General features: G+C 68.6%; 23 protein-coding genes and 1 tRNA gene. 7 read left to right on the top strand and 17 right to left on the bottom strand.

The genetic code is table 11. The features are described 5' to 3' along the window. Positions 1-26 precede the first annotated feature (26 nt). Positions 27-152, bottom strand: coding sequence for a DUF7989 family protein (locus tag NO930_RS05425; RefSeq protein ID WP_255511581.1), 126 nt, complete (start codon positions 150-152; stop codon positions 27-29). 170 nt (positions 153-322) lie between these two features. Between NO930_RS05425 and NO930_RS05420 the strand changes: the two genes are divergently transcribed. Beyond that, entirely contained in the window at positions 323-2,614 is a 2,292-nt protein-coding gene (locus tag NO930_RS05420; RefSeq protein WP_256402749.1) for a nitric-oxide reductase large subunit, read from the top strand. A 52-nt stretch (positions 2,615-2,666) separates the two neighbouring features. Here the strand turns inward: NO930_RS05420 and NO930_RS14075 are convergent, their stop codons facing one another. The 4 genes from NO930_RS14075 to NO930_RS05405 form a co-directional block, all read right to left on the bottom strand. Continuing rightward, on the bottom strand, positions 2,667-3,038 hold the full coding sequence (locus NO930_RS14075; RefSeq protein WP_321169338.1) for a helix-turn-helix domain-containing protein: 372 nt from the start codon (positions 3,036-3,038) through the stop codon (positions 2,667-2,669). Next, positions 3,029-3,337, bottom strand: coding sequence for a hypothetical protein (locus NO930_RS14070; protein WP_321169337.1), 309 nt, complete (start codon positions 3,335-3,337; stop codon positions 3,029-3,031). Before NO930_RS14070 ends, NO930_RS14075 begins: the two co-directional genes overlap by 10 nt. Positions 3,338-3,438: 101 nt before the next feature. Beyond that, positions 3,439-4,959 (bottom strand): aldehyde dehydrogenase family protein, encoded by a 1,521-nt coding sequence (locus NO930_RS05410; RefSeq protein WP_256402748.1) that lies wholly within the window; start codon positions 4,957-4,959, stop codon positions 3,439-3,441. A gap of 73 nt (positions 4,960-5,032) precedes the next feature. Next, positions 5,033-5,869, bottom strand: a complete 837-nt coding sequence (locus tag NO930_RS05405) for an RIO1 family regulatory kinase/ATPase domain-containing protein (RefSeq protein WP_256402747.1) — start codon at positions 5,867-5,869, stop codon at positions 5,033-5,035. A gap of 181 nt (positions 5,870-6,050) precedes the next feature. Between NO930_RS05405 and NO930_RS05400 the strand changes: the two genes are divergently transcribed. After that, positions 6,051-7,196, top strand: a complete 1,146-nt coding sequence (locus NO930_RS05400; RefSeq protein WP_256402746.1) for an acyl-CoA dehydrogenase family protein — start codon at positions 6,051-6,053, stop codon at positions 7,194-7,196. Between the two features lie 184 nt (positions 7,197-7,380). Here the strand turns inward: NO930_RS05400 and NO930_RS05395 are convergent. Then, positions 7,381-7,453, bottom strand: a tRNA-Arg gene (locus NO930_RS05395). A gap of 56 nt (positions 7,454-7,509) precedes the next feature. After that, on the bottom strand, positions 7,510-7,782 hold the full coding sequence (locus NO930_RS05390; protein WP_256402745.1) for a Sec-independent protein translocase subunit TatA/TatB: 273 nt from the start codon (positions 7,780-7,782) through the stop codon (positions 7,510-7,512). A gap of 155 nt (positions 7,783-7,937) precedes the next feature. On the opposite strand from NO930_RS05390, the gene NO930_RS05385 reads away from it, so the two are divergent. Then, complete coding sequence (locus NO930_RS05385; RefSeq protein WP_137783317.1) at positions 7,938-8,405, top strand: redoxin domain-containing protein; 468 nt, start codon at positions 7,938-7,940, stop codon at positions 8,403-8,405. Between the two features lie 32 nt (positions 8,406-8,437). Here NO930_RS05385 and gyrA read toward each other — a convergent pair whose 3' ends face one another. The 3 genes from gyrA to NO930_RS05370 all read right to left on the bottom strand — a co-directional run bounded on the left by gyrA (position 8,438) and on the right by NO930_RS05370 (position 13,809). Continuing rightward, entirely contained in the window at positions 8,438-10,921 is a 2,484-nt protein-coding gene (gene gyrA, locus NO930_RS05380) for a DNA gyrase subunit A (RefSeq protein ID WP_256402744.1), read from the bottom strand. After that, positions 10,918-12,855, bottom strand: coding sequence for a DNA topoisomerase (ATP-hydrolyzing) subunit B (gene gyrB, locus NO930_RS05375; RefSeq protein WP_256402743.1), 1,938 nt, complete (start codon positions 12,853-12,855; stop codon positions 10,918-10,920). The genes gyrA and gyrB overlap by 4 nt, the downstream gene beginning before the upstream one ends. 87 nt (positions 12,856-12,942) lie before the next feature. Beyond that, a complete protein-coding gene (locus tag NO930_RS05370; RefSeq protein ID WP_256402742.1) occupies positions 12,943-13,809 on the bottom strand; it encodes a hypothetical protein in 867 nt (288 codons plus the stop codon). 183 nt (positions 13,810-13,992) lie between these two features. On the opposite strand from NO930_RS05370, the gene NO930_RS05365 reads away from it, so the two are divergent. Both NO930_RS05365 and NO930_RS05360 read left to right on the top strand, forming a co-directional pair. After that, positions 13,993-15,210, top strand: coding sequence for an iron-containing alcohol dehydrogenase family protein (locus tag NO930_RS05365; RefSeq protein WP_256402741.1), 1,218 nt, complete (start codon positions 13,993-13,995; stop codon positions 15,208-15,210). A 64-nt stretch (positions 15,211-15,274) separates the two neighbouring features. Then, positions 15,275-15,460, top strand: coding sequence for a multidrug transporter (locus tag NO930_RS05360; RefSeq protein WP_137784723.1), 186 nt, complete (start codon positions 15,275-15,277; stop codon positions 15,458-15,460). Between the two features lie 32 nt (positions 15,461-15,492). On the opposite strand, the gene NO930_RS05355 is transcribed toward NO930_RS05360, so the two are convergent. Together NO930_RS05355 and NO930_RS05350 are read right to left on the bottom strand one after the other, a co-directional pair. Continuing rightward, positions 15,493-16,995, bottom strand: coding sequence for an MATE family efflux transporter (locus NO930_RS05355; protein WP_256402740.1), 1,503 nt, complete (start codon positions 16,993-16,995; stop codon positions 15,493-15,495). A gap of 66 nt (positions 16,996-17,061) precedes the next feature. Next, a complete protein-coding gene (locus NO930_RS05350; protein ID WP_256402739.1) occupies positions 17,062-17,493 on the bottom strand; it encodes an EamA family transporter in 432 nt (143 codons plus the stop codon). Between the two features lie 129 nt (positions 17,494-17,622). Here NO930_RS05350 and NO930_RS05345 point away from each other — a divergent pair, with 129 nt between their 5' ends. Next, positions 17,623-20,622 carry a type IV pilin N-terminal domain-containing protein gene (locus NO930_RS05345; protein ID WP_256402738.1) on the top strand — a complete coding sequence of 1,000 codons (3,000 nt, stop codon included), beginning with the start codon at positions 17,623-17,625 and terminating at the stop codon, positions 20,620-20,622. 67 nt (positions 20,623-20,689) lie between these two features. After that, positions 20,690-21,457 (top strand): VOC family protein, encoded by a 768-nt coding sequence (locus NO930_RS05340; protein WP_256402737.1) that lies wholly within the window; start codon positions 20,690-20,692, stop codon positions 21,455-21,457. Between the two features lie 33 nt (positions 21,458-21,490). Here NO930_RS05340 and NO930_RS05335 read toward each other — a convergent pair whose 3' ends face one another. The 5 genes from NO930_RS05335 to NO930_RS05315 all read right to left on the bottom strand — a co-directional run bounded on the left by NO930_RS05335 (position 21,491) and on the right by NO930_RS05315 (position 25,003). Then, complete coding sequence (locus NO930_RS05335; RefSeq protein WP_137784758.1) at positions 21,491-21,916, bottom strand: Zn-ribbon domain-containing OB-fold protein; 426 nt, start codon at positions 21,914-21,916, stop codon at positions 21,491-21,493. After that, complete coding sequence (locus NO930_RS05330; RefSeq protein WP_256402736.1) at positions 21,913-23,079, bottom strand: thiolase domain-containing protein; 1,167 nt, start codon at positions 23,077-23,079, stop codon at positions 21,913-21,915. Before NO930_RS05330 ends, NO930_RS05335 begins: the two co-directional genes overlap by 4 nt. An 81-nt stretch (positions 23,080-23,160) precedes the next feature. Then, the gene (locus tag NO930_RS05325; RefSeq protein WP_137784353.1) at positions 23,161-23,913 is read right to left on the bottom strand and encodes a proteasome assembly chaperone family protein; all 753 of its coding nucleotides are present in this window, start codon (positions 23,911-23,913) and stop codon (positions 23,161-23,163) included. 88 nt (positions 23,914-24,001) lie between these two features. Then, positions 24,002-24,187 carry an RNA-protein complex protein Nop10 gene (locus NO930_RS05320; RefSeq protein WP_256402735.1) on the bottom strand — a complete coding sequence of 62 codons (186 nt, stop codon included), beginning with the start codon at positions 24,185-24,187 and terminating at the stop codon, positions 24,002-24,004. A gap of 15 nt (positions 24,188-24,202) precedes the next feature. After that, complete coding sequence (locus tag NO930_RS05315) at positions 24,203-25,003, bottom strand: translation initiation factor IF-2 subunit alpha (protein ID WP_256402734.1); 801 nt, start codon at positions 25,001-25,003, stop codon at positions 24,203-24,205. Between the last annotated feature and the right edge of the window lie 18 nt (positions 25,004-25,021).

The following is a 25,021-nucleotide window of genomic DNA, read 5'->3' as shown; positions in this document are numbered from 1 at the left end:
AACGCGGGAGCCGGCGGGTGAGACCGCTATTCTTCCTCTTCTTCCGCTTCCTCCGCTTCCCCCGGGACGCGCCCTCGCTCCCAGACGGTGTGAGCCGAAGTGTCGTTCGGTGCTGTGTGCGAGACGTCTTTCATCGTGTCACGGTCACTCATGTTGACGCCCGATTGCAGCGAACGCCGCATTAACGCTTCGCACGGGGTGATAACGAGACCTTATATTGTTCAAGGGGTGGTCGGGCGCCAAGACGCTCTCGGCTTCCGGGAGCGGCGTCCGAACATGTTGGCACGAAATCGGTTGTCCGTCAGGCGACAACGCTCCGACGATGCAACTCACACGGAAGACGATAGCGAAGGTAATCGTCGCGGCGTTCCTGTTGAATCTGGTCGTCATGGGTGCCGGCGCGTGGCTCGCGTACCAAGAGGCCCCGCCGATCCCCGAGGAGGTCGTCGGGCCCGACGGAGAGGCGATCGTCACCGATGGCGAGATCAGAGACGGGAAGGCGGCGTTCCAGCAGTACGGCCTGATGAACCACGGGTCGATACTCGGCAACGGCGCGTACTACGGCGAGGACTACACCGCCGAGACGCTGGAGTTGAAAGCCCAGCACATGCGCGACTACTACGCGCGAGAGGAGTACGGTGCCGCCTACGACGCCCTCGACTCCGCCGAGCGAGCGGCGGTGGCCCAGACCGTCCGCGAGGACCTCGACGAGGCGCACGACGGGAGCGACACCGTCGAATACTCCGCCGCCGAGGCGTACGCCCACGAGCGGGTGACCGAGACGTACGTCGAGCGGTACCACGAGGGTGACCACGCCCGGGGCGTGCCCGAGGACATGATACAGTCGCCGGAGGAGGCTCGGGAGTTCGCCGACTTCGCGCTGTGGACCGCGTGGTTCTCGCACACCGACCGACCCGGCAGCGACAACTCCTACACGAACGAGTGGCCCTACTCGCCCCCCGCCGGCAACGACGCCACGGGAGCCGCGATGATCTGGAGCGTGGTCGCGATGGTGCTCCTCGTCGGCGCGGCCGGGGCCGCCATCCTCCTTTACAAGTCGGTGAAGCTTCCGGAGCCGTCGGCGGCGGGAATATCGGTCCCGGAACCGGGCGACGTGAGCGTGTTCCCGAGCCAGCGCGCGGCGCTCCGGTTCGTTCCGGTCGCCGCCGGATTGTTCCTCGCACAGGTGTTACTCGGCGGCTTACTGGCGCACTTCTACATCGAACGGGCCGGGTTCTTCGGGATAGAAGAGCTGTTCGGCGTCCACATCCTCCAGCTCCTCCCCTTCTCCATCGCGAAGACGTGGCACATCGACCTGGGAATCCTGTGGATCGCGTCGACGTGGCTCGGCGCTGGGCTCTTCCTCCCGCCGCTTTTGACCGGCCACGAGCCGACCAACCAGAGCCGGTACGTGAACGTCCTGCTCGGCGCGCTCGTCGTGGTCGTCGGGGGCGGCATGGGGGGGATCTGGCTCGGCGCGAACGGCTACTTCGACGGTCAGCTCTGGTGGCTTCTCGGCAACGAGGGGCTCGAATACCTGGAGGTCGGGAAGGTGTGGCAGGGCGGCCTGCTCGCCGGGTTCCTGTTGTGGGCCGTGTTGGCGATTCGGGGACTCAAGCCGCTTCTCGACCGCGAGCCGGTCTACGGGCTCGCGCACATGATCCTCTACGCCGGGGGATCCATCACTCTGCTCTTCCTCGCCGGGTTCCTGTTCACGCCCACGACCAACATCGCCGTCACCGAGTTCTGGCGATGGTGGGTGGTCCACATGTGGGTCGAGGGGGCCTTCGAGTTCTTCATCGTCGCGATCATCGGGCTCACCTTGGTGTCGATGAACCTCCTCACGCGGCGCAGCGCCGAGAAGGCGGTGATGCTGCAGGCGCTCCTCGTGATGGGCACCGGCGTGATCGGCGTCTCACACCACTACTGGTGGATCGGGATGCCCGACTACTGGGTGCCGATCGGGAGCGTCTTTTCGACCTTAGAGCTGCTCCCGCTGATCTTCATCCTCTACGAGGCGATCGGCCAGTACCGGGCGATGACCGCCGGCGACGGATTCCCGTACACGCTCCCGTTCATGTTCATCGTCGCGAGCGGGGTCTGGAACTTCGTCGGTGCCGGCGTCCTCGGCTTCTTCATCAACCTCCCGCTCGTCAACTACTACGAGCACGGCACCTACCTCACGGTGGGCCACGCCCACGCCGCGATGTTCGGAGCCTTCGGATTCCTCGCGCTCGGGATGGTCGCGTACATGCTCCAGCTGTCGATCGACCCCGAGCGCTGGGACGGCTCGTGGCTCCGCGCGTCGTTCTGGTGTTGGAACGTCGGGCTGGCGCTCATGGTGTTCGTCTCGGTGCTGCCCGTCGGATTCCTCCAGCTCGACGTCGCGTTCACCGAGGGGTACGCGGCGGCCCGCAGCCTCGCCTTCTACGAGCGGTCGATCGTTCAGACGCTGTTCTGGGCGCGGCTCCCCGGCGACACGCTGATCATCGTCGGGACGGTGATCTACGCCGCCGACCTCCTCCGCAAGCGGTTCGTCCTCCGGCAGTCCGCCGACGATCCGAGCGTCGAAGACATGGCCGTCGCCGAGGGGATCGTCGGAGACGACGACTGAGGATCGCGACAAACGACGACTGAGGATCGTCGGAGACGAGGACCGAGCCGCATCAAGAGTCTCGCGCCGTCTCGGCGTCGAACGAGATCGGCGTCCGCGGGAGGCCGTCGACGAACTCCCGCACGACCGTCCGTTCGACCCGCTGGAGGACTTCACTACAGGTCGACTTCGGGATACCCACGTGGTCGGCCACCTCGGTCAGCGTACACGTCCGCGGAACCTCGTAGTATCCCAGATCGACGGCTTCGAGCAGTATCTCGCGCTGTCGGTCCGTGAGCAACTCGTCGGGGTTCAGCCGCTGTTGGACGTACTCCACGTCGAAGTTCGCATCGACTCCGCGGAGCATACGCCCGAACTCGGCCACGCGCTCGTGGGGAGCGGTGACGTCGATACGTGCCGTCCCGTTCGCTATCTCTACCGGCATCTCGACGGGACGCCCGCCTGCCGCGCGGCGGCCATCAGGAGCGGCGCGTGCGCTTCGATCTGCACCGTTGCGACGCCGTCGCTCCGCGACATCACCGACAGCTCCTCGATCGTCTCGTGTGACTCGACCGCCGCAAGAACCTCGTCGAGGTCGTCGGCGGTGACCTTCACGAGCGCGAACCCGGCACCGTCGCCGGGCGTGGCTGTCAGTACCTGTATCTGCGCCCCAGGAAACTCCCGGGAGACTTCGCCGATCCACGGGCCGTCGGGGAGATCGACACGGAGGCGCGCCTGTGCCATGCCGCCCGTTCGACGGCCGCCGGAAATGGGTTCGCCTCCGTGCGACCCCGAGCCACGCGGCCGGCGACGGTCCGTGACCGGGCGGTGCCGGTCGCAGCGTCCTACTCGTCTGTCGTCTCGATGTCCGCTGAGAGGCCCTGTGCCATCTCGATATCCGTCGCGTTGTTCAGCGTCCACGCGGTCCGGTCGGTGACCGTCTCCACTATCTCCCGTGCGGAGGGGTTCCCGTTGCCGGATTTTTTCACGCCGCCGAACGGGAGCTGTACCTCCGCACCGATACACGGGAGGTTCCCGTACGCGAGCCCCAGCTCAGCGTGGTCTCTGTAGTAGTTGATCTGGCGGTAGTCCTCCGAAATGACCGCTCCGGCGAGACCGTAGTCGGTGTCGTTCTGGATCTCGACTGCCCGCTCGATCCCGCCCTCGTATTCGAGGAGCGCGACGTGGGGGCCGAACACCTCTTCGCTCGTACACCTGAGGTCGGCGTCCGGGTCCGCCTCGTAGACGAACGGCCCGACCCAGTGTCCCTCCTCGTGCTCCTCGGGGATCGCCGCGTCGTCGAGGTCGGTCCGGTCGACGAGGACGGTCACGCCCTCCTCGCGAGCGAGGTCGTTGTACGCGGTGACCGTCTCGCGGTGCTCGGGCTCGATGAGCGGCCCCATGAACGTCCCTTCATCGAGAGGGTCACCGACGGCGACCGACTCCGCGACCTCGATGAACCGCTCTTTGAACGCGTCGTACACGTCGGTGTGGACGATCAGCCGCTCCGCGGAGACGCAGCGCTGGCCGGTCGTCTTGAAACTCGACATCACCGCCGAGTGGACCGCGATGTCGAGATCCGCGTGCTCCGTGATCACGACCGCGTTCTTCCCGCCCATCTCGCAGGCGGCACGCTTGCCGGGGACGCCGCCGAGCGCGTCTTGAATCTGCTGGCCGACCTCCGCGGAGCCGGTGAAAAGCACCGTCGATACGGCGTCGTGTTCGACGATCGCCTCACCGGCGTCGCCGAACCCCTGGACCATGTTGAACACGCCGTCCGGGAGCCCGGCGTCCTCGAACATCTCCGCGATGATCTGGGCACACAGCGGCGTCTGCTCGGCGGGCTTGAACACGACCGTGTTGCCCTCGACGAGCGTGACGGCCATGTGCCAGAAGGGGATGGCGACCGGGAAGTTCCACGGCGTGATACAGCCGACGACGCCGCGCGGCTTCCGCCGCATGTAGGCGTCCTTCGCAGCGATCTCGGAGGGGACCACGTCGCCGTTCGGGTGTCTGGCGTCACCCGCGGCCCACTCGACCATGTGCGCGGCCTCGACCACGTCGGCCCGCCCCTCGCTTATTTCCTTGCCGCACTCTCTGGTGACGATCTCGCCGAGCTCGTCCGTCCGCTCGCGCAGTTCGCGGTACACGTCCCAGAGGTATTCGGCGCGGTCGATCCGCGAGCGCTCACGCCACGGCCCGAACGCGTCGGCGGCCGCCTCGACCGCGCGGTCGACGTCGGCCGGTGTCCCCCGACGGAACTCGCCGAGCGTCTCGCCGGTCGCCGGGTTCTCGCTCGCGAAGGTCCGCGAGCCAGAGCCGGCGATCCACTCGCCGTCGACGTACTGCTTGTTGATGTCTACCATGTGTATACCGTTCGCGAGCGAGCGTAAAAGTTCACCTCTCGGTGGGGTGTCGACTGGACGTCGCGAAGTCGGACTACTCTCCCGTGGCGGCCGCGTCGCCGCTTGGACCGGTCGCAGTCGCCCGCTTTTCGAGTTCCCCGTTCAGCGCCGCGGCGTCGAAGTCGTGATCGGGGCGGATGGCGACGAAATCGAGGAACTGTCGGGCGGCGAGCAGCTCCGCGGTCGAGTACCTCGTGAGCGCGGCGTCAACGGCCGTGGACGCACCGACGAGCGGTTCGAGGGCGGCGAGCGCGCTGGCCAAGTCGTACGAGCGCGCCGACTCGCGGCCGTCGCCGCTCACGTTCGTCGCGTCGATGACGTAGAGGTCGCCGTCGCGAACGAGCACGTTCTCGGCACGGAGGTCACCGTGTGCGAGCCCGGCGTCGTGGATCGTTCGGAGGGTGTCGAAAAGCGCCGGCGCGAGCGCGGCGACCGTCTCGCTCCCGAGGTCGTCGAGGGGCCGAAACTCGGGGAGGTACTCCAACACGAGCACGCCGAGGTCCCCCACCGAGAACGCTTCGACGGGTTCCGGGGCGTTCACGCCGAGGTCGCGGACCTTCCGTGTCGCCTCCAGTTCGTGGCGAGCCATCTCGTAGGGAGTCTCGTGGCGCTCGAAGAACCCCTCGGTCCCCGCCGAGAAGGCCCCGAGGTTCCGTCCGGTGGTGAAAAGCGCGTGAACCAGCGTGTTCTGCCGCGTGATCACCTTCACGAACAGGTCGTCGTCGACGACCATGGGCGTCGACAGCCAGTTGTCGGCGTCGAGAAAGCGCACTCGCATCTCGTCGCGGTCGTACCGGTCCGCCAGTTCGCGGACGACCCGTTCGATGTCGGGCCAGTCGACGCGACCGCGAACGAGCTGCCGGAGTTCCATACCGAAACGGAACGCGGCGACGACAGATAAGTGGCGTCGTCACGCGGGGGCGTCGTCACACGCAAACTAACCGTCGCGCGCGAACATCGTCGCGTGGAGCGTTCGCGACGGCCGGCCGACCCTACCGAGATCGGGTACGGTCGTTCGTGTTGTTTATGCCTCATGCCAGCAATTCGCACGTATGGACTTCGAGTTGCCGGCGGAACACCGGATGATCCGTGACACGGTCCGGGAGTTCTGCGAGTCCGAGATCCGCCCTATCGCCCAAGCGGTCGAAGACGACCGCCGCTTTCCCGCCGAGGTGTTCGACACCCTCGCCGAACTCGATATGATGGGAATCCCGATCTCGGAGGAGCACGGAGGACTCGGCGGCGACCAGCTCATGTACGCCGTTGTCACCGAGGAGCTGGGTCGCGTCTCCGGCGGCATCGGTCTGTCGTTCGCCGCGCATACGTCGCTCGGCGCGAAACCGATCGAGCTGTTCGGTACCGACGCACAGAAACAGGAGTGGCTCCGCCCGCTCGCCGCGGGCGAGGCGCTCGGCGCGTGGGCGCTCACCGACCCCGGAAGCGGCTTCGACGCGTCGAGTATCGAGACGACCGCCGAGTACGACGCCGACGCTGACGAGTACGTACTCAACGGCACCAAGCGGTTCATCACGAACGCGAACGTCGCTGACTCGGTGCTGGTAACGGCCGTCACGGACCCCGAAGCCGGCTCCGACGGCATCTCGACGTTCATCGTCGACCCCGACTCCGACGACGGGTTCGAAGTGACAGCGGCCGTAGAGAAGATGGGGTGCAACTGCTCGCCGACGTGTGAGGTCACCCTCGACGACGTGCGCCTCCCCGCAGACCGACTGCTCGGCGAGGAGGGCGAGGGACGGACGCAGGCGATGAAAACGATGGACTGCGGCCGGATCTCTATCGCCGCGCTCTCCGTGGGTCTCGCGCAAGGGGCGTACGAGGCCGCGAAGGAATACGCGTGCGAGCGCGAGCAGTTCGGAAAACCGATCGCGAAGTTCGACGCGATCCGCGACAAGCTGGTCCACATGCATCGACAGACGGAGCGCGCGCGGCTGCTCACGCACAGGGCGGCGACGCGGTACGACGCCGACGACGTGACTCGCGCATCGGCGCTCGCGAAGCTCGACGCCAGCGAGGCCGCCCGAGAGGTGGCAGAGGAGGCCGTCCAGACGCTCGGGGGCTACGGGTACACCACCGACTTCGCGCCTCAGCGGTTCTACCGCGACGCGAAGCTGATGGAGATCGACGGGGGAACGAGCGAGATCCAACGCGCCGTGATCGGCCGCGAACTCGGTCTGTGAGTGGGATAACTCCGCGCGGGACAACCGCGTGCGGTGCTCGCTGCGCGCGACCGATGGGATTCGAATTACTCGACCCGCTACTGCTCACGCTGTTCGCAGATAGCGGGCACGGCGGGATCCCCGCGAGCGAACGGAGTGAGCGAGCGGGGGTCAGCCGTGCGCGCGACTGAGCGAAGCGAAAGAGCGGGCACGGCGGGATTCGAACCCGCGATCGAGAGGTTAGGAACCTCTCGCCCTGTCCGCTAGGCCACGCGCCCGAATCGTATGGAGAAAACGCCGCGTTCGGTAATCGGTCGGCGTCGAAAGCGGGGAACTACGCGCTCGTTTCTTTCTCGGTTTCGAGGTCCTCGAACTCCTCGTCGTCGTCTTCGAGAGTCGAGTCGGCCTCCTCCTCGTCGCCCTGCATCTGTTTCAGTTCGTCTTCGACCTCTTCGCGCCCCTTCTTGAATTCGCCCATCGCCTGTCCGGTGGACCGTGCCAGCTTCGGAATCTTGTTCGCCCCGAACAGAAGGACCAAGACGAGCAGGATGATGAGGAGCTCCGGCCCCGCCGGAATGCCGCCGATCAGTGGTATCGCGCTTGCCATCTCTACACGGCCGTAGCTCTCTGGCGACTATAGTCTTTTTGCCTCGATGGGTCCGAGGCCCGAAACGCGAATCCGTGGGGAGCGGGACGACGCGGTCACCACTGGCGGCTCGCCGCCGCCGAAACGGTGATACGCCCCGCCGCCGATCGGAGGGTATGACAGATGTCGGTGACGACGCGCCGAATTTCGACGCCTCGATCGTAGACGGCGACATCGAACCGTTCGAACTGACCGACCGCCTCGGTGACGAACCGGTCGTCTTGGCCTTCTTCCCGGCCGCCTTCTCGAACACCTGTACCGACGAGATGGAGGCGTTCCGCGACGAGTTCGACCGCGACGGCTGCACGCTCCTCGGGGTGAGTACCGACCTCCCGCACGCGCTCGAAGCCTACCGGGTGCAGTACGACCTGCCGTTCGCGCTCGTCGGCGACCCCGACCACCGCGCGATCGAGGCGTACGACGCGATCGAGGAGTTCGAGCGCTACGGCGTCGACACCGTCGCACGACGGGCCATCTTCGTGATCGACACCGACGGCGTCGTGACCTACCGTTGGCTCGCCGATCACTCGGGGCAAGAGCCAGACTACGACGCGGTCGCGGAGGCGGTCGAAGAGGCGTCGTAGACGGCACACTCGCTACCGAGCGCCTCGCGTCGTCACTCGGTGTCCGCGTTCTCGTCGACCTCGTCCGCGTACGCCGCTTCGGAGACGATATCCACGGACGCGACCTCGTCGTCCGGATCGAGGTTCATCACGATGACGCCCTTCGTGTTGCGACTCACCGTCGAGATCTCCTCGACACGGGTTCGCATGATCTGGCCTTCGCCGCTCATCGCGAGCAGGTGGTCGCCGTAGGTGACCGCCTCGATGGCGACGACCTCGCCGTTTCGGTCGCCGGTTTTGATGTCGATCAGCCCCTTGCCGTTGCGGGACTGCAGGCGATACTCGTCGAGGTCCGAGCGCTTCCCGTAGCCGTTTTCGGTCACGGTGAGCACCCAGTTGTGCCGGTCCTCGTCGATCGCGGCGACGCCGGCGACGGCGTCGTCCTCGCGGAGGTCGATCCCGATCACGCCCCGAGCGGTACGGCCCATCGCGCGGGCGTCGGCCTCGTCGAACCGGATCGCCATTCCGTGTCGACTCCCGATGACGATGTCCCGATCGCCGTCGGTCACTTCGACGTCGACGAGTTCGTCGCCGTCTTCCAGTCGAATCGCACGGATCCCGGTCGAGCGGATGTTCCCGAACTCGTCGACTGCGGTCCGCTTGATGTACCCGTCGCGGGTGACCATCGTGAGGAACTCGTCGTCGTCGAGGTCGTCGGTGTTCACCACCGCCTCGATCTCCTCGCCGCCGTCGAGGTCGAGGAGGTTCACCGCGGACTTGCCGCGGGCGGTTCGCGACATCTCCGGGATCTCGTACGTCTTCAGCTCGTAGATCTGTCCGCGGTTGGTGAAGACGAGGAGGTAGTCGTGAGAGTTGGCGGCGAACACGGAGGAGACGCGGTCGCCCTCTTTCAGCCCCGTGCCGATGATCCCTTTCCCGCCGCGGTTTTGCGCGCGGAAGGTGTCGAGTGACATCCGCTTGATGTAGTCGTCCTCGCTCATCACGACGACGCACTCCTCTTCGGGGATCAGGTCCTCGTGGGTCACGTCGCCGACGTCCTCGATGAAGCTCGTGCGACGCTCGTCGTCGTACTCGGCTTTGATGTCCGCTAGCTCGTCGACGATCACCTGGTCGAGTTCGTCCGGGTCGGCGAGGATCGCCTCCAGCCGCTCGATCCGAGCGACGACGTCCTCGTACTCCGATTCGATCTCTTGGGTCTCCATCGAGGTTAGCGAGCCGAGCTGCATCCGGACGATGTGTTCGGCCTGCGCCTCGCTGAACTCGTAGTCGGCTTCGAGCGCCGCCTTCGCGGCGTCTCGGTCGTCGGAGTCCTGAATGGTCTCGACCACGCTGTCGACGTTGTCGAGCGCCTTCAGCCGCCCTTCGAGGATGTGCGCGCGGTCCTCCCGCTCCGCTAGTTCGTGCTCCGAGCGCCGCCGGATCACGTCGCGGCGGTGCTCGACGTAGTGTTCGAGCGTCTCCTTCAGGTCTAAGACCTGCGGCGAGCCGTCGACCAAGGCGAGGTTGATGACGCCGAAGGTGCGTTCGAGGTGACTCTCCAGCAGTTGGTTCTTGACGACCTCGGCCATCGCGTCGCGCTTGAGGTCGACGACGACGCGGATCCCGTCGCGGTCGGACTCGTCGCGGAGGTCGCGGATCCCCTCTATCGCGCCCTCGTTCACGTCCTCGGCGATCCGCTCCACGAGCCGAGACTTGTTCTGCTGGAAGGGAAGCTCCGAGATGACGATCCGACCCTCCTCGTCGACCTCGAACTCGGCGCGGACGCGGACGCGACCGCGACCCGTCTTGTACGCCTCGTGGACCGCGTTCCGGCCGACGATGTTCGCGCCGGTCGGGAAGTCCGGTCCCTTGACGTGCTCCATCAGGTCCTCGACGGTGCAGTCGGGGTCCTCGATGAGCGCGACCGTGGCGTCTATCACCTCGCCGAGGTTGTGCGGCGGGATGTTCGTCGACATCCCCACCGCGATCCCCGAGGAGCCGTTGACGAGCAGGTTCGGGAACGCCGACGGCAGCACCTCCGGTTCCTCCAAGCGGTCGTCGTAGTTGGCGGTGAAATCGACCGTGTCGCGCTCGATGTCCGCCAGAAGCTCCTCGGCGATGGGCGACATCCGCGCCTCCGTGTAGCGCATCGCCGCCGGCGGGTCGCCGTCGACGGAGCCGAAGTTCCCCTGCCCGTCGACCAAGGGGTACCGCATCGAGAAGTCCTGTGCCATCCGCGCGAGCGTGTCGTAGATGGCGCTGTCGCCGTGCGGATGGTAGTCACCCATCGTCTCGCCGACGACGGAGGAGGACTTGCGGTGCGCGGAGTTGCTCGTCACGCCCGCCTCGTGCATCGCGAACAGGATGCGGCGGTGAACGGGCTTGAGCCCGTCGCGGACGTCGGGGAGCGCGCGGCCCGCGATGACCGACATCGCGTAGTCGATGTACGACTGCTCCATCTCGTCTTCGATGCGCGCGTTCGTCACCTGCGCGGCGCGGACGTCCGCGGGATCGACGTCGGGAGCGTCGGAGCTCATATGTCCACCCACTCCGCCTCGGTCGCGTGCTCCTTGATGAACTGCTTTCGCGGCTCGACCGCGTCACCCATCAGGATGTTGAACATCCGGTCTGCCGCGGCCGCGTCGTCGACGTTGATCCGCTTGAGCCGCCGGTTCTCTGGGTCCATCGTCGTGTCCCACAGCTGGTCGGGGTTCATCTCGCCGAGCCCCTTGAACCGCTGGACCTGCGTCGGGTTCCCGTCGCACTCCTCCTCGACGATCCGGTCGCGCTCCGCCTCGGTCATCGCGTCGTACGTCTCGCCGCGGTAGCGGACGCGGTACAGCGGCGGCTGGGCCGCGTACACGTAGCCCGCTTCGAGGAGCGGCTTCATGTGACGGTAGAGGAGGGTCAAAAGGAGCGTTCTGATGTGCGCCCCGTCGACGTCCGCGTCCGTCATGATGATTATCTTGTTGTACCGGACGTCGTCGATGTCGAACTCCTCGCCGATCCCCGCGCCGATCGCGGTGATCAGCGCGCGGATCTCGTCGTTCTCTAGGATGCGGTCGAGCCGGTGTTTCTCGACGTTGAGGATCTTCCCCTTGAGCGGGAGGATCGCCTGGTTCTCGCGGTTGCGGCCCTGTTTGGCGCTCCCGCCGGCGCTGTCGCCCTCGACGACGAACAGCTCCGCCTCCTCGGGGTCGCGGGTCTGACAGTCGGCGAGCTTGCCGGGCAGCGCCGTCGACTCAAGCGCCGACTTCCGCCGGGTCAGCTCCTCGGCCTTCTTCGCCGCCTTGCGCGCTCTCGCGGCCTCTGCCGCCTTGTGAACGACCTTGCGAGCCGTGTCGGGGTTCTCCTCGAAGAACGTCCCGAGCTGCTCGTGCGTCGCGGACTCGACGATGCCGCGGACCTCGCTGTTGCCGAGCTTGGTCTTCGTCTGGCCCTCGAACTGCGGGTCGGGGTGTTTCACCGAGATGACCGCCGTGAGCCCCTCGCGGACGTCTTCGCCCTTCAGGTTCGCGTCGAGGTCGTCGACGAGCCCGTGCTCGTTGGCGTAGTCGTTGACGGTCCGGGTGAGGGCGGTCTTGAAGCCGGTGAGGTGGGTGCCGCCCTCGCGGGTGTTGATGTTGTTCGCGAACGCGTGGACGGATCCCTGTAGCTCCTCCGTCGCCTGCATCGCGACCTCGACGTGGATGTCCTCGGCCTCGTCCTCGAAGTAGATCACCTCGTCGTGGATCGGCGTGCGCGTCTCGTTGAGGTACGAGACGAACTCCCGAATTCCCCCCTCGTACTCGAAGGTGGTCTCGTCGCCGGCGTCGTCGACCGCCTCGGCGTCGCGTTCGTCGAAGAGGGTGACGGCGACGCCGGAGTTGAGGAACGCGAGCTCGCGCAGGCGGCTCGCGAGCGTCGAGAAGGCGAACTCGGTGGTCTCGAAGATCTCCGTGTCGGGCCAGAACCGGATCTCGGTGCCCGTCTCCTCGTCCGGTGCCATGTCGCGGACGCGCTCGAAGCCGCCCTCCACGGGCTCGCCCCGTTCGAACGCGTGTCGGTAGACGCCGCCGTCGCGTTTCACCTCGACCTCCAGGCGCCCAGAGAGGGCGTTGACGACGCTGACGCCGACGCCGTGGAGACCGCCGGAGACCTGGTAGGACTTCGAGTCGAACTTGCCGCCGGCGTGGAGGACGGTCATGATCACTTCGAGCGCCGGGCGGTCGTACTTCTCGTGGGTGTCGACGGGAATTCCCCGCCCGTCGTCGGCGACGCTGACGGAGCCGTCCTCGTGGAGAGTGACCGAGATCTCGTCGCAGTAGCCCGCGAGCGCTTCGTCGATCGAGTTGTCGACGACTTCGTAGACGAGGTGGTGTAACCCGCGGTCGTCCGTGGATCCGATGTACATCGCCGGACGCTTACGGACGGCCTGGAGGCCTTCGAGGACCTGGATCTGGCCGGCTCCGTACTCACTCTGCTCTGACATAGAACTTACCCGAGCTAGTCAGTGGTAGCTTATAAAGCCGGCGCACGCGCGCGGGCGTGTGAGAGCGCCCCGTCGATTCGCGACGGATCAGCCGCCGTCGATTCGTCTGCCGTCGGGACGCTCGAGGTACGCCCGCGCGCGCTCGACGACCGCGGCGCGAAACGCCCCCGGGCCCGCGCTGCGCCCGTCATCGAGGGTGACGGTGGTCTCGCGGGCGATCGACTCGACGGTTCGGTCCGCGAGGTCGGCGACGGTCACGGAGTCGCCGCGACCGTCGAGCGCGGCGACGACGCGGTCGAACCGGTCCGGCGTCGCGTGGGCCTCCGCGAGCGCGTCGGCGTCGAGGTCACCGGCGGGAGTCTCCTCGGGTCGGTGGTCACGGTCGACGCTCGCGAGCTTCCCGCGCCCGCCGCGCTTGTTTCGGACCACGACGCCGGCCGCGCGACCGTCGCGCCACGCCGATCGCGGGATCGGGTAGTCGGTCGGGTCGAAGTCGCGGGCGCGAACCTCGCGATCGACGGCGTTGACGGCGGTGAGTCCCACGCCGTCGAAGATCGCCGCGACGGCGTCCGGGGGGCGGAACGCGTTCGCGTCCGCCGAGTGGACGTCGGTCCCGAGGAACGGCGGGAGGCGGCCCCAGTCGTAGTCGGTCCCGCGGCGGTGGGTCGCGACGCCGAGGAACGTGACGCTCGCGGGGTCGTCGGCCGCGGACCGGAGCGCCTCCCGATCGAACGCCTCGCGGACGTGACGGACCGCGGGGCGGAGCGCGAGCGGAACGTCCTCGTCGTCGGCGTACGTCGTCTCCGGACCGCCGAACCGGAGCAGTCCCGACTCCTCCATCCGGAAGCGGAGCCCCGTCCCGTCGATCAGTTCGAGCACCCAGAGGTGGCCGTCGAGGAGGTCGTCGGGCGCGTTCGGACCCGTGAGGTCCGGAAGCGGGGGAAACGAGTGCATGCGGGGTGCTGTCTCGAAGCGTGCGGCCCCGAGCGGGTTGGCTCTTTGGGACGCGGCGGACGCGACCGCCACCGGCGGGCCCGTCCCGGGGTGCCCGATCCGCTCCCGACACGTCCGATCCCCGACTCGCGCCGGCGATCGAACTCCCACAGCTACAAGCCGACGCCCGACCACCCACCGTCCATGCTACCGATCGCGGACTCGTTCGAGCACGGGTATCACGGCTGTGAGATCCTGTACGGCCGCGGGCGCGCCGCGGACCTCGGCGCGTTCCTCGGCGACCGGGGACTCGACGACGCGCTCGTCGTCTGCGGCTCGAACGTGGGCGCGAACGACGACCTCATGGAGCCGATCCGCGAGGGACTCGGCGACCGGTTCGCCGGCGTCTTCGACGGCACGACCCCCGACAAGCGGATCGAGGACGCGTACGCGCTCCTCGACGAGCGGGCGGCCGCGGGCGCGGACGTCCTCGTCGCCGTCGGCGGCGGGAGCAGCCTCGACACGGCGCGTCAGGCCCCGATGCTCGCCGCGGACGGCCGCGACCTCGACCGGATCCGTGCGGCCGCGGAGGAGTCGCCGGGAGACCTCGGCCCGCTCGCGCTCGACGCCGATCCCGCGTTCCCGGTCGTCGTGATCCCGACGACGTTCGCGGGGGCCGACCTCTCGACCGGCGGGTCGCTCGTTGTGCGCTCCGCCGACGCCTCGCCGACCGGGCAGCCGATCACCGTCAGCGGCGACGCCCCGATGCCGATCGCGGACTTAGCGGACCCGGCGCTGTTCGAGACCAGCCCCGAGTCGGTGCTCGCGGGGTCGGCGATGAACGGCTTCGACAAGGGTATCGAGACGCCCTACGCCGCCGACGCGACGCCCGTGAGCGACGCGGCCGCGGTCCACGGCCTACGGCTTCTCGCCGACTCGCTGCCGGCCGTCGCGGGCGATCGCGCTCATCTCGACCCCGAAGCCGCGATGGACCGCGCCGTGGTCGGCGCGCTGCTCGTCCAGATCGACCGCAAGATAAGCGTGATCCACGCGGTCGGTCACGGGTTCGCCCGCCGGTACGACGTCCAACAGGGGGCCGTCCACGCCGTCGTCGCGCCCCACGTCCTCGCGTACCTCTTCGAGGAGGTCGACGGCAGTCGACGGGCGCTCGCGGCCGGACTGAACGTCGACGCCCAGGGGCGGTCCGACGAGGCGGTCGCCGAGGGCGTCGTCGAGGCGGTCGCCGCGGTCCGCGACGACCTCGCCGTCCCCTCGCGGCTTCGCGACCTCCCGGAGACGAGCGAGGCGGACCTGCCGGCCGTCGCCGAGTACGTCGTCGACGACTGGTGTATGGACCGCGCCCCCGACGGCCTCGACGCCACGCCCGAGGAGGTCGAGGACGTGTTGCGCGCCGCGTGGTGATGCGAGACGCGAGCCGCGTAGCGCGGGACAAGCTACTTACTGGATCCCAACGGAACGGGAACGTATGCCCGGACGGTCCTCGCAGTCCGCGCTCCTCCGGTACGTCGGAGTGATCGCCGCGATCGTCGCGATCGTCGGATCCGCCCAGTTCGACTGGCAGTTCGGCGCACCTACCGGCTCCGTACCGTTCGCCCTCGGCGTCGCCGCTGCCCTCCTCGCGGTCGGATGGACGCTCTATCGGCGGCTCTGACGGCGGTTCCGCGGGGTAACCGTCCGGTTCTGCTAGTCGTCCGCAGGCGCGTCGGGCCTGTACGCCTCGCTTATCTTCTTCCACTTGCCGGAGCGGAACCGCCAGTAGTTGATCGCGGCGGGGATCGTCGTCTCGGCGAGGAACGCGAGATAGAGGCCCCACAACCCGATCGCGGGCAGCGCGATCTCGGGGACCGTCACGCCGACGAGCGGCACGTCGATCGCGGGCGTGGCGTCGTGTGCGCCGACGTACGCGAGCGGGATCGAGACGCAGAACATCCCGATGAACTGGCTCGCGAAGGGGATCTTCGTGTCGCCGGCGGCGTCGAGCGGCCCCGCGGCCCCGCCCGAGACGCCCTGAAAGACGACGGCGACGCAGGCCGCGTACACGAGGGTCACGGCGATCGGTATCTCGGGGCTGTCCGGGCTCTCCGCGAACAGCGTGACGATGTCGGTCGCGAAGACGGCCGTAAGCGCCGCGAAGACGACGTACGTCGCCACGGAGAAGCGAATGATGTCGCGGGCGTACGCCTCGGCCTCGGCGACGCGCTCGACGCCCAGTTCCTGTCCGACGAGACTGGAGGAGGCGAGCCCGAACCCCCATCCCGGCGTGTTCATGATCCCCCAGATGCGCCGCGCGATGACGAACGCCGCGACGGTGTTCTCGCCGAACACGTCCAGGATGGCCAGCATCGGGAACTCCGCGACGGTCCACACGAGGTTGCGCGCGCCGACGGGGAGCCCGATCGAGACGAGGTCGCTGAGCATGTCCGGGTTCACGTACGACCCGAACGGGTCGATAGACACCGGGAACGCGCCGATACCCGGTACGCTGCCGCGGACGAGGCCGACGGCGAAGGCGCTCGCCGCGACGACGTTCGAGAGCACCGTTCCGACGGCGGCCCCCTCGACGCCCCAGCCGAGCCCGAAGATGAACGCGGCGCTGAGGACGATGTTCGCGAGCGCGCCGCCGGCGCGGACCTGCATCGCGGTGTAGGCGTCGTCACAGCCGACGAGCGCGCGGCTCCCGACGAGGTTCAACGCGGCGAACGGGACGCCGAGGCCGACGATCCGGAGGTACGCGGAGCCGTACGCGATCGCCGCCTCGTTGCTACTGAGGACGTCGATGAGCGCGGCCGACTGCGTCCAGAAGGTCACGGAGACGGGGACGGTGACGGCCACGACGAGGAGGACGCTCGCCCGGACGGCGTCGCCGAGCTCCGCGAACGCCTCGGCGCTGTACCGCTGTGAGACTAAGGCGATGGTACCGCCCGCGACGCCGCCGCCGATCGCGAACGCGAGCCCCCAGTACGGGCCGGCGAAGCCGACGCCGGCGACCGCGCTGGTGCCGACGGCGACGCCGACCATGGCCACGTCGACGGCGTTCTTCGACATGCGGGCGATCCCCGTGACGATCCGCGGCCACGCGAGGTCCGCCGTCCGGACCACACGGTGGCGGTCGATCAGGCCGACGCGGGCGAGGGCCAGACCGATGTAGACGATCGCGGCACGAAACGGGTTCGGGAGGCGGGTCACTGCGGGGGTGACGCTACCTCCGTGCGAAGTATAGGGATTTCGTCACGGGCGTCGTACGGGGTGTCGTCACGTCCCGGACACGAGATACACCGACGCGGCCGCGAGCGCTATCCCGAACGCCTTGCGCGCGGTGAACGACTCGCCCAAGACGAAGAACCCGATCACGGAGGAGAACGCGAGGAACATCGCGAAGACGGGCGTCACGACGCTCACCGGCCCGAGCGAGAGCGCGCGGTACAGCGCCAGGATACCGATCCCCAAGAACAGTCCGGCTGCGAGGACGTAGGGGATCTTCGGCGAACCGAGATGCGTCGAGAATCCCTGACCGGTGTACGCCAGCACGCCGAGCGCCATCGCGACGAGAAGCGTGTTCGAGAGGACGACCGCGACGTCGCTCGGAACCGCATTCGGACCCGTCGTTGCGACGCGCATGAGCGGCGGGACGAACGCGTACGCCCCCATCGCGAGCAGCGCGTACGAGAGGTATCCAGTGTTCACACGCCGAACGTCGCACTCCCGCGCGAAGTGCCTGCCGAAAGCGGACGGAGAGGCGAGCGGGTCGCGATAACTACGACGCCGATTTGTCCCTCCCGTACCCTTTTGCACCGCGCGTCTGTACCGCCGATCATGGTACGCCCCTCCCGTCGGGACTTCCTCGGTGGAAGCGCCCTGACGCTCGCCGCGCTGACCGGCTTCGTCGACCCGGAGGTCGACGGAGACGAACGCTCACCGGACGGCACACCGGCCGACCTCGACGTCGACGTTCCCGCGCCGTTCGCAGACGCCTTCCTCCCCGTGCCGGCGGCTGAGGCGCTGTCGACGACGTACGCGACCGTCATCGCCGACCGGGTCGACGCGGACGCGACCGAGGACCTGTCGTATCGCGCTCGGTCCGCGACCGAGACGCTCGGCGTGGACGCGGACGCGCTGTCGGCGACGGTCTCGGTCACGCCGTCAGACCGCGGAGTCCGCCTGCTGACCGCCGCGGGATCGTTCGACCGGGTCGAACTCGGGGAGACGATCGCGGTCGGCGAGAGCGGTGACGCTGGCAGCGTCGTCGACGGTGATCGCGGCGGGAGTTCCGGCCCCGCGACGGACGCCGAGACGACGGACGAACTCCCCGCAGGCTGGCGGCTCGCCGACGACGGCGACACCGCCGTCGTCGCCGGTGAAGGCGTGGCGGCGGCCACCGCCGCCGCTGTTCCAGCCGCCTCCGGCGCGGCGGATGCGAGCGGGGACGAGGCCGATCGACGGATCGAGACCGCTCGAATCGCCGGCCGCACCGCCACAGGCGAGGTCGATCGGCTCGCGGAGTCGGCGATCGGCGAGGCGGCGCTCCCGCGGCTCGGCGGGTTCGAGACGGTGCTCCTCGTCCCCGACGCCGACGGAGGGCCGTTCCCGTCGCGAGTTCCGGGCGGCGTCGACGCGTTCGCCGCCGGCTTCGAGACGGCTCCGGCGGACCTGCGCGAGCTGGACGGAACCGCCGAGAACGCCTACGTCATCCGCACTGCGGACGACGCGTCCGGCACCGGGTCCGGGGGAGCGTCGCCCGACGACGACGCGGTCGAACGGTTCGTTCGCGCGGTCGATCCCGCCGAACCGGTCGAGACGGACGTCTCGCGGGCGGACGGGCTGATACTCGTCGACGTCACGGTCGAAGCACCGCCGGAACTGGACCGCGAGGCGGCCCCGGACGCGGACGTTCGCTCGCGGTTCGACCGCGAGGAAGGCACGGTGACGTTCGAACACCGCGGAGGCGAGGCGGTGCCCGCCGACGAGCTCGAGGTGTGGCACGACGGCGAAGATGTGAGCGACGCCGTCCTCGACGGCGGGACGTTCGAGGCGGGCGACGCGCTCACCGTCGACACCGGCCGGATCGGAACCGTCACGCTGCGGTGGTTCGACGCCGCCGAGAACGCCTACTACACGTACGCCAGCGAGCGCGTCGACCGCGAGGCGTTCTCCTTCTCGTACGACATGGACGCCGAGACGCTGGAGCTGACCTACGAGGGCGAGCGCGCGGCCGACCCGAGCGACCTCCGGCTGGTCCACCGCGGGGAGAGCGGTGCCCGAACGGTCGGCGAGGAGTTCACCGACGCCACGCTCGAACCGGGCGACGAGGTCGTCGTCGACGACGTGAGTATCGGCGACAGCGTGCGGCTGGAGTTCGACGTGGAGACCCCGCCGGGCGTCGGGAGAGGGTCGCTCGCGCACTACCGCGCGTCGCCGCCGCACGTCTGGATCCACTCGCGCGCCGAGGAGGGTACGACCGTACGGTACGCCGGCGAGGAGTCTCGCCCCGCGGACGCGTTCGTGACGCTGGTCGACGGGGAGCCGACCGACGCGCAGTTCGCCGACGAACACGACTCTCTCTCGGACGGGGACGAACTGGTCCTCGGAGAGCTTCGGCTTGGAAGCGCCGTCGCGGTCGAGTGGCGCGAGCCCGACGAGCCGGTCGTCGTCGCCGAGCAGGAGGTCGTCCCGAACACCCGCGCTGAGATCGAGTACGACCCGGACGCCGGAGAGGTCACGGTGCGCCACCGCGGCGGGCGAACGCTCCCCGCGTCGGAGCTAGAGCTACAGGCCGGCCGGGAGCCGACCGGGGTACAGCCCGCCGACGAGCTGGACGAGTTCGGCCCCGACGACGCGTTCACCGCCCCCGTTCCGCCCCTCTCGCGGGTGCGGCTCGTGTGGGTCGGCGGCGAGCGCGAGCACCACCTCGGCGGGACGACGACGGCACGCGACGCCGTGATCGCGCGGTACGACGCCGCCGCAGAAGAGATGACCGTGGAGTACGTCGGCGACCGACCGGTCGATCCGAGCCGACTGCGCCTCTCAGTTACCGGCTCGAACGGGCCGCGAGGGCGAGAGAGCGAGCGCGAGTCGCGGTTCGCGGCCGAACACGACGAGCTGACGGCCGGCGACGCGGTCACCGTCGACGGCGTCGCCGGCGACGACACCGTGGTCGTCAGCGTCCACACCGAGTTCGAGAACGGCGCGGCGTCCAGCTCCGTGGGACACTTCCCGGCGACGCCCCGCCGCGGGTTCGTCGTCGAAGACGGGGGACGCGCCGCGGGCGGTGCGGACGGAACGGGCGGCGAAAGCGCCGAAGGCGGGGAGAGCGCTTCGGGGACGACCCTGCGCTACCTCGGCGAGGTCCACCGCGATTCCGACGCGTTTCGGGTCCTCGTCGACGGCGAGCCGGCCGAGGTGCAGCCGTCCGACGTGACGGATCGGTTGACCGGCGGCGAAACGCTCACGCTCGGCGGTCTGTCGGCCGGAACGACGGTCGCCGTGGAGTGGACCGCCGGCGACCGGACTCGGACCGTGACCGAACACGTGATCCCGCCGCAGGCGACGTTCGACGTGGCGTACGATCCCGCCGCGGACGGCGACGGCGGGGACGTTACGTTCACGCACGCCGGCGGCGACGCCGTCTCGGCCGAACAGATCGACGTAGTCGTCGAGCCCGGAAGCGACGGGCTCCGCCCGTGGGACGCCGACGGCGGCGAGGTGACGGCCGGCGACGAGACGACCGTCGCGGTCGACGAGGAGCCGCACGTGGGTGTCGTCGTTTTCAACGACAGCGAGTCGCTCCACCAAGAGCGGTTCGACCGCGGGTCGTAGCCGCGTCGGTCCTCCGCGGTCCGCGGCTTCAGTACGCTTTTGAGGCGAGCGACCGATATCAGGGCGTATGGACGGAACCTTCGACCACGTGATGATCCGCGTCGAGGACTTAGAGGAGAGCCTCGACTGGTACCAGACGCACCTGAACTACGAGGAGAAGGACCGATGGGAGGCAGACACGTTCACCAACGTCTATCTCGGTCCCGAAGACATGCACGAGGACGGGGCGACCCTGGAGCTCACCTACAACCACGGCGACCACACCTACGAGATCGGCGACGCGTGGGGACACATCGCCGTTCGCGTGCCGGAGGACGCCTTACAGGAGTCGTACGACCAACTGATGGAGGAGGGCGTCGACGACTACCGCGACCCCGAGTCCTGTGACAACCGCTACGCGTTCGTGAAAGACCCCGACGGCCACGAGATCGAGATCGTCAAGCGCGACTACGGCGCGAAGTGGAGCATCGACCACACGATGATCCGCGTCGAGGACGCCGACGAGGCGCTCGGCTACTGGACCCGCAAGTTCGAGCACACGGAGGTCCCCGGCCGCTGGGAAGCCGACTCCTTCGCGAACTACTTCGTGGCACCCGACGACGCCCCGCAGGAGGCGATGAAGCTAGAACTGACGTACAACTACGACGGCCGCGAATACACGATGGGCGACGGCTGGGGACACGTCTGCGTCCGCGTCGACGACCTCGACGAGGCGTGGGAGACGCTCATGACCCGCGAAGCACCGGACTACCGCGACCCCGAGTCCTGTGACAACCGCTACGCGTTCACGAAAGATCAGGACGGCCACGAGGTCGAACTGCTCGTCACCGAGTAGTCCTCCTTCCCTTCTCTGCCGTCCCGCGACGCCTCACGCCTCGTCCGTCGGCCGAAACACGACGATACGCTCGCCGTCCGTTTCGCGCGTCCCGACGGACGCTTCGAGCTCGTCGCCGGCCTCGATCGCGTCCGGCTCCGGGTCGATCCCCCGCACGACGCCCGTGACTCGGACCGGTCCGAAGTCGGCGATCGCGGTCACGTACGGCGCGTCCTCGGCGAAGCGCGGCGAGGGAACGTGCACGACGCTCTGCGTCTCGACCGTCCCCGTCGCAGCGAGCGGCTCGCGGGAGAGTTCCGTCGACCCGCACTCGGGACACACCCGGCGCGGCGGGAGCGACCCGTGGCCGTCCGGACAGACGAGCGCGTACCCTTCGCCGTCGGCGACCGCGTCGAGCCACTCGTCGTAGCCGGCGTTCGTCGCCGGCACCGACCCGCCGTCCGCCGTATCGTCGCTCATTCGGCCACCTCCAGGACGTGCACGACGGCGCTCGCCACCGTCCCGCCGGCGTTGTGCGCGACGCCGACCTCCGCGTCGGCGACGTGCTCGCTGTTCGGGTGGTCGCCCCGGAGGAGTCGGGTCAGTTCCGCTATCTGTGACCCGCCGGTCGCGCCGACGGGGTGTCCCTTCGCCTTCAGCCCGCCGGAGAGGTTCACCGGCACGTCGCCGTCGGCGGTGGTGCGTCCGTCGCGGGCGGCCGTGATCCCCTCGCCGCGGGGCGCGATACCGAGCGACTCGATCGCGAGCACCTCGGCGATGGTGAAACAGTCGTGGACCTCGGCCACGTCAACGTCGGCGGGCTCCACGCCGGCGGCCGCGTACGCCGTCTCCGCCGCGTCGTCCGCGGCGGGCGTCCGCGCGACGTGCTCGCGGTCAGCGAGCGCCAGCCGATCCGTCCCCTGCCCGACGCCCGTCACCGCCACCGGCGCGTCCACGTCGTGGTCTGCGGCGTACTCCTCGGAGACGATCACCAGCGCGCTCGCGCCGTCGGTGATCGGACAGGCGTCGTAGAGGTGTAGCGGCTCCGCGACCGGCGGCGCGTCCATCGCCTCCTCGACGGACACCTCCGAGCGGAACTGGGCGTACTCGTTCGGGACCGCGTTCGCGTGGTTCTTCGAGGCGATATGCGCGAGGTCCTCGCGTTCCCCGCCGTACGCGTCGAAGTACGCGTTCGCCATCAGCGCGTACGCGCCGGGGAACGTCACGCCCTCGCGGACCTCGAAGAGGTCGTCGGCCGCGATGGCGAGCCCCTCCGTCACCTCCGCAGTCGGGAGGTTCGTCATGCGCTCCATCCCGCCGGCCAACACCACGTCGGCGTCGCCCGCGCGGACCGTTCTGACCGCCTCGCGAACGGCGACGCCGGCCGAGGCGCACGCCGACTCGTATCGGGTCGCCGGACAGCGAACGCCGGCCGCTTCCGCCATCAGCGGAGCCTGATGGCCCTGGTGCTCGGCGAGCGCGCCCATGAAGTTGCCGTAGTTCAGTTCCTCGACGTCCTCGCGGGGGACGCCGGCGTCCTCGAACGCGCGGAGCGCGGCGGTCGCGAAGAGGTCACGCCCCGTCCGCTCCGGGTGGTTCCCGAAGCGCGTGAGCCCGACTCCCGCGACGCGTACGTCTGTCATACACGAACGATGATCCGGATCGGGTTTATCCCTGCCGGAATCGGTGAGAATCGATACGCGCGAGCCACAGACGACGGCCGATCAGCCGATATATCGGAGGTCGTCGTCGGGGACCGCCGGCCCGTCCTGCATCTCGCGGATCTTTCCGACGACCTCCTCCATCTCCTCGGCGCGCTCTTCCAGCGTCTCGTAGTCGACGGAGAAGTCGAGCAGGGTTTCGAGCGTCTCCAAGACGGTGCGCGCGCTCTTGGGGTCGACGAGGTAGCCGCTCGTCTCGCCCATCAGGCAGGCGGCGTCGAAGCCGCGACGCTCGCCGAGCCCGAGCACGAGCCCCGAGACGCCGACGATGCCGCCGGCCGGCTCGTCCGGGCGGAACTCGACGCCGGCGTCTTCGAGCCCCTCGATGAGGTCGCCGTCCGAGACCGCACCGAGCACGGTGTACTCCTCGACGAGTTCGCCGGTCGGCACGCCGCCGAGCGCGTACGCGCGGCTCGCGCCGAACTCCTCGGCGATGTCGAGAAACGTCGTGGTGAGCCTGTAGTGTCCCGCGTTCGAACCGGCCTGGTGGTCGCCGGTCAACACCAGCAGGTCCGCGCCGTCGGTCTCGATCGCGTGGAACTCAGCACAGGTCAACTCGGCGACGCCGTCACTGTCGACGTTCACCTGCGGCGGGAACTCGGTGGTGTACACGCGTCGGACGAGCTCGCTTTCGAACTCTTCGAGGAGGTGTTCGGCCGCGAGCTTCCCCACGTGGCCGACGCCCGGTAGTCCCTCGATGAGCACCGGATCGTCGAGCTCCGGCGTCGCGACCGCGTCGATCTCGATGTCGTCCATGTCCAGTCCCTCCGGGCGGCGTTCACAAGAGGGTGGCTATTCGTCCGGACGGAGCGGGGGGTCGCGGGCGGCAAAGTGGGTGTCGCCGCTACCGGTCGGCCGCCCGCCGCCGAACGCGGCGGCGGTACTCGCCGTACGGATCCTCGGGGCTGAACGGCGCGGGCGCGCTGTTCTCTGTCGGCCCGTCGCACTCCGGACAGCGGTCGCCGAGCGCGTACACCGGTCGGTCGTGGGCGGTCTCCCAACTCGCACAGACGCGGATGTCGGATTTCACGGAAAAACGGAGAAGTTACTCGTCGTCTTCGCGGCGCTCGCGGTGGTACTCGCCGGTACCGCCCGCGGCCTCGATCGCTTCGCGGGCGCGGTCGGCCGCGGCTTCGAGCTGGTCCTCGGCCGTCTTGTAGTCGGGCGCGCGAACCTTGATCCGGTACTCCGGCGAGCCGACGTAGCCGACTTCGAGGTCGACGCCGTCGGGGATCTCGCCGTTGCCTTCGGCCGCTTCGAGCGCCGCCTTCACGTCGTCGACGCCGTCTGACGCCGCGGATTCGAGATCCACGTATCCGGTCACGTCGACGTAGGGGACGGAGACGTTGTCGCGGGCCGCCTCGACTATCGACTCCGCGGCCGCGTCGTCGACGTCGACCGCGTCGAGGGCCTCGCTCCCGCTGATCGCGGCCGACTCGAAGGCGTCGTAGAGCGTGTCGTACTCCGCTAAGAGCGCGTTGGCGACCTCGGTGTAGCGGTCGTCGTCGACGTCTTCACCGAGCGCGATGAGCATCCAGTTGTCGGCCTTCTGCGAGTTCTTCCAGGCCTGTATCTTGTCTTTCCGCTGGTGCTCGTTGACGTCTTTGATCGACAGATCGATCTGGTTCGCAGACTCGTCGACCTCCAGCACCTTCGCGACGACCGTCTGTCCCTCGCGGACGTGGTCGCGGACGTTCTTGATCCAGCCGGAGGCGACCTCGCTTATGTGACAGAGCCCGCGCTTGTCCTCGTACTCGTCGAGGTCGACGAACACGCCGAAGTCGGCGATCTCGTCGACGTCGCCGACGACCAACTCGCCGGGTTCGGGCCAGCCGCTGTACTTCATACGGAGGTAGTGAGGCGG

It is taken from the genome of Halorubrum salinum (genome assembly GCF_024494575.1).
Taxonomy (GTDB): domain Archaea; phylum Halobacteriota; class Halobacteria; order Halobacteriales; family Haloferacaceae; genus Halorubrum; species Halorubrum salinum.
The sequence above is the reverse complement of the archived record's forward strand: the minus strand, read 5'-3'. Positions and strand labels throughout refer to the sequence as shown.

Coding starts and splice junctions, on each gene's coding strand:
- NO930_RS05425 (WP_255511581.1), bottom strand. CDS start 152: ATGAGTGACCGTGACACGATGAAAGACGTCTCGCACACAGCACCGAAC.
- NO930_RS05420 (WP_256402749.1), top strand. CDS start 323: ATGCAACTCACACGGAAGACGATAGCGAAGGTAATCGTCGCGGCGTTC.
- NO930_RS14075 (WP_321169338.1), bottom strand. CDS start 3,038: ATGCCGGTAGAGATAGCGAACGGGACGGCACGTATCGACGTCACCGCT.
- NO930_RS14070 (WP_321169337.1), bottom strand. CDS start 3,337: ATGGCACAGGCGCGCCTCCGTGTCGATCTCCCCGACGGCCCGTGGATC.
- NO930_RS05410 (WP_256402748.1), bottom strand. CDS start 4,959: ATGGTAGACATCAACAAGCAGTACGTCGACGGCGAGTGGATCGCCGGC.
- NO930_RS05405 (WP_256402747.1), bottom strand. CDS start 5,869: ATGGAACTCCGGCAGCTCGTTCGCGGTCGCGTCGACTGGCCCGACATC.
- NO930_RS05400 (WP_256402746.1), top strand. CDS start 6,051: ATGGACTTCGAGTTGCCGGCGGAACACCGGATGATCCGTGACACGGTC.
- NO930_RS05390 (WP_256402745.1), bottom strand. CDS start 7,782: ATGGCAAGCGCGATACCACTGATCGGCGGCATTCCGGCGGGGCCGGAG.
- NO930_RS05385 (WP_137783317.1), top strand. CDS start 7,938: ATGACAGATGTCGGTGACGACGCGCCGAATTTCGACGCCTCGATCGTA.
- gyrA (WP_256402744.1), bottom strand. CDS start 10,921: ATGAGCTCCGACGCTCCCGACGTCGATCCCGCGGACGTCCGCGCCGCG.
- gyrB (WP_256402743.1), bottom strand. CDS start 12,855: ATGTCAGAGCAGAGTGAGTACGGAGCCGGCCAGATCCAGGTCCTCGAA.
- NO930_RS05370 (WP_256402742.1), bottom strand. CDS start 13,809: ATGCACTCGTTTCCCCCGCTTCCGGACCTCACGGGTCCGAACGCGCCC.
- NO930_RS05365 (WP_256402741.1), top strand. CDS start 13,993: ATGCTACCGATCGCGGACTCGTTCGAGCACGGGTATCACGGCTGTGAG.
- NO930_RS05360 (WP_137784723.1), top strand. CDS start 15,275: ATGCCCGGACGGTCCTCGCAGTCCGCGCTCCTCCGGTACGTCGGAGTG.
- NO930_RS05345 (WP_256402738.1), top strand. CDS start 17,623: ATGGTACGCCCCTCCCGTCGGGACTTCCTCGGTGGAAGCGCCCTGACG.
- NO930_RS05340 (WP_256402737.1), top strand. CDS start 20,690: ATGGACGGAACCTTCGACCACGTGATGATCCGCGTCGAGGACTTAGAG.
- NO930_RS05335 (WP_137784758.1), bottom strand. CDS start 21,916: ATGAGCGACGATACGGCGGACGGCGGGTCGGTGCCGGCGACGAACGCC.
- NO930_RS05330 (WP_256402736.1), bottom strand. CDS start 23,079: ATGACAGACGTACGCGTCGCGGGAGTCGGGCTCACGCGCTTCGGGAAC.
- NO930_RS05325 (WP_137784353.1), bottom strand. CDS start 23,913: ATGGACGACATCGAGATCGACGCGGTCGCGACGCCGGAGCTCGACGAT.
- NO930_RS05315 (WP_256402734.1), bottom strand. CDS start 25,003: ATGAAGTACAGCGGCTGGCCCGAACCCGGCGAGTTGGTCGTCGGCGAC.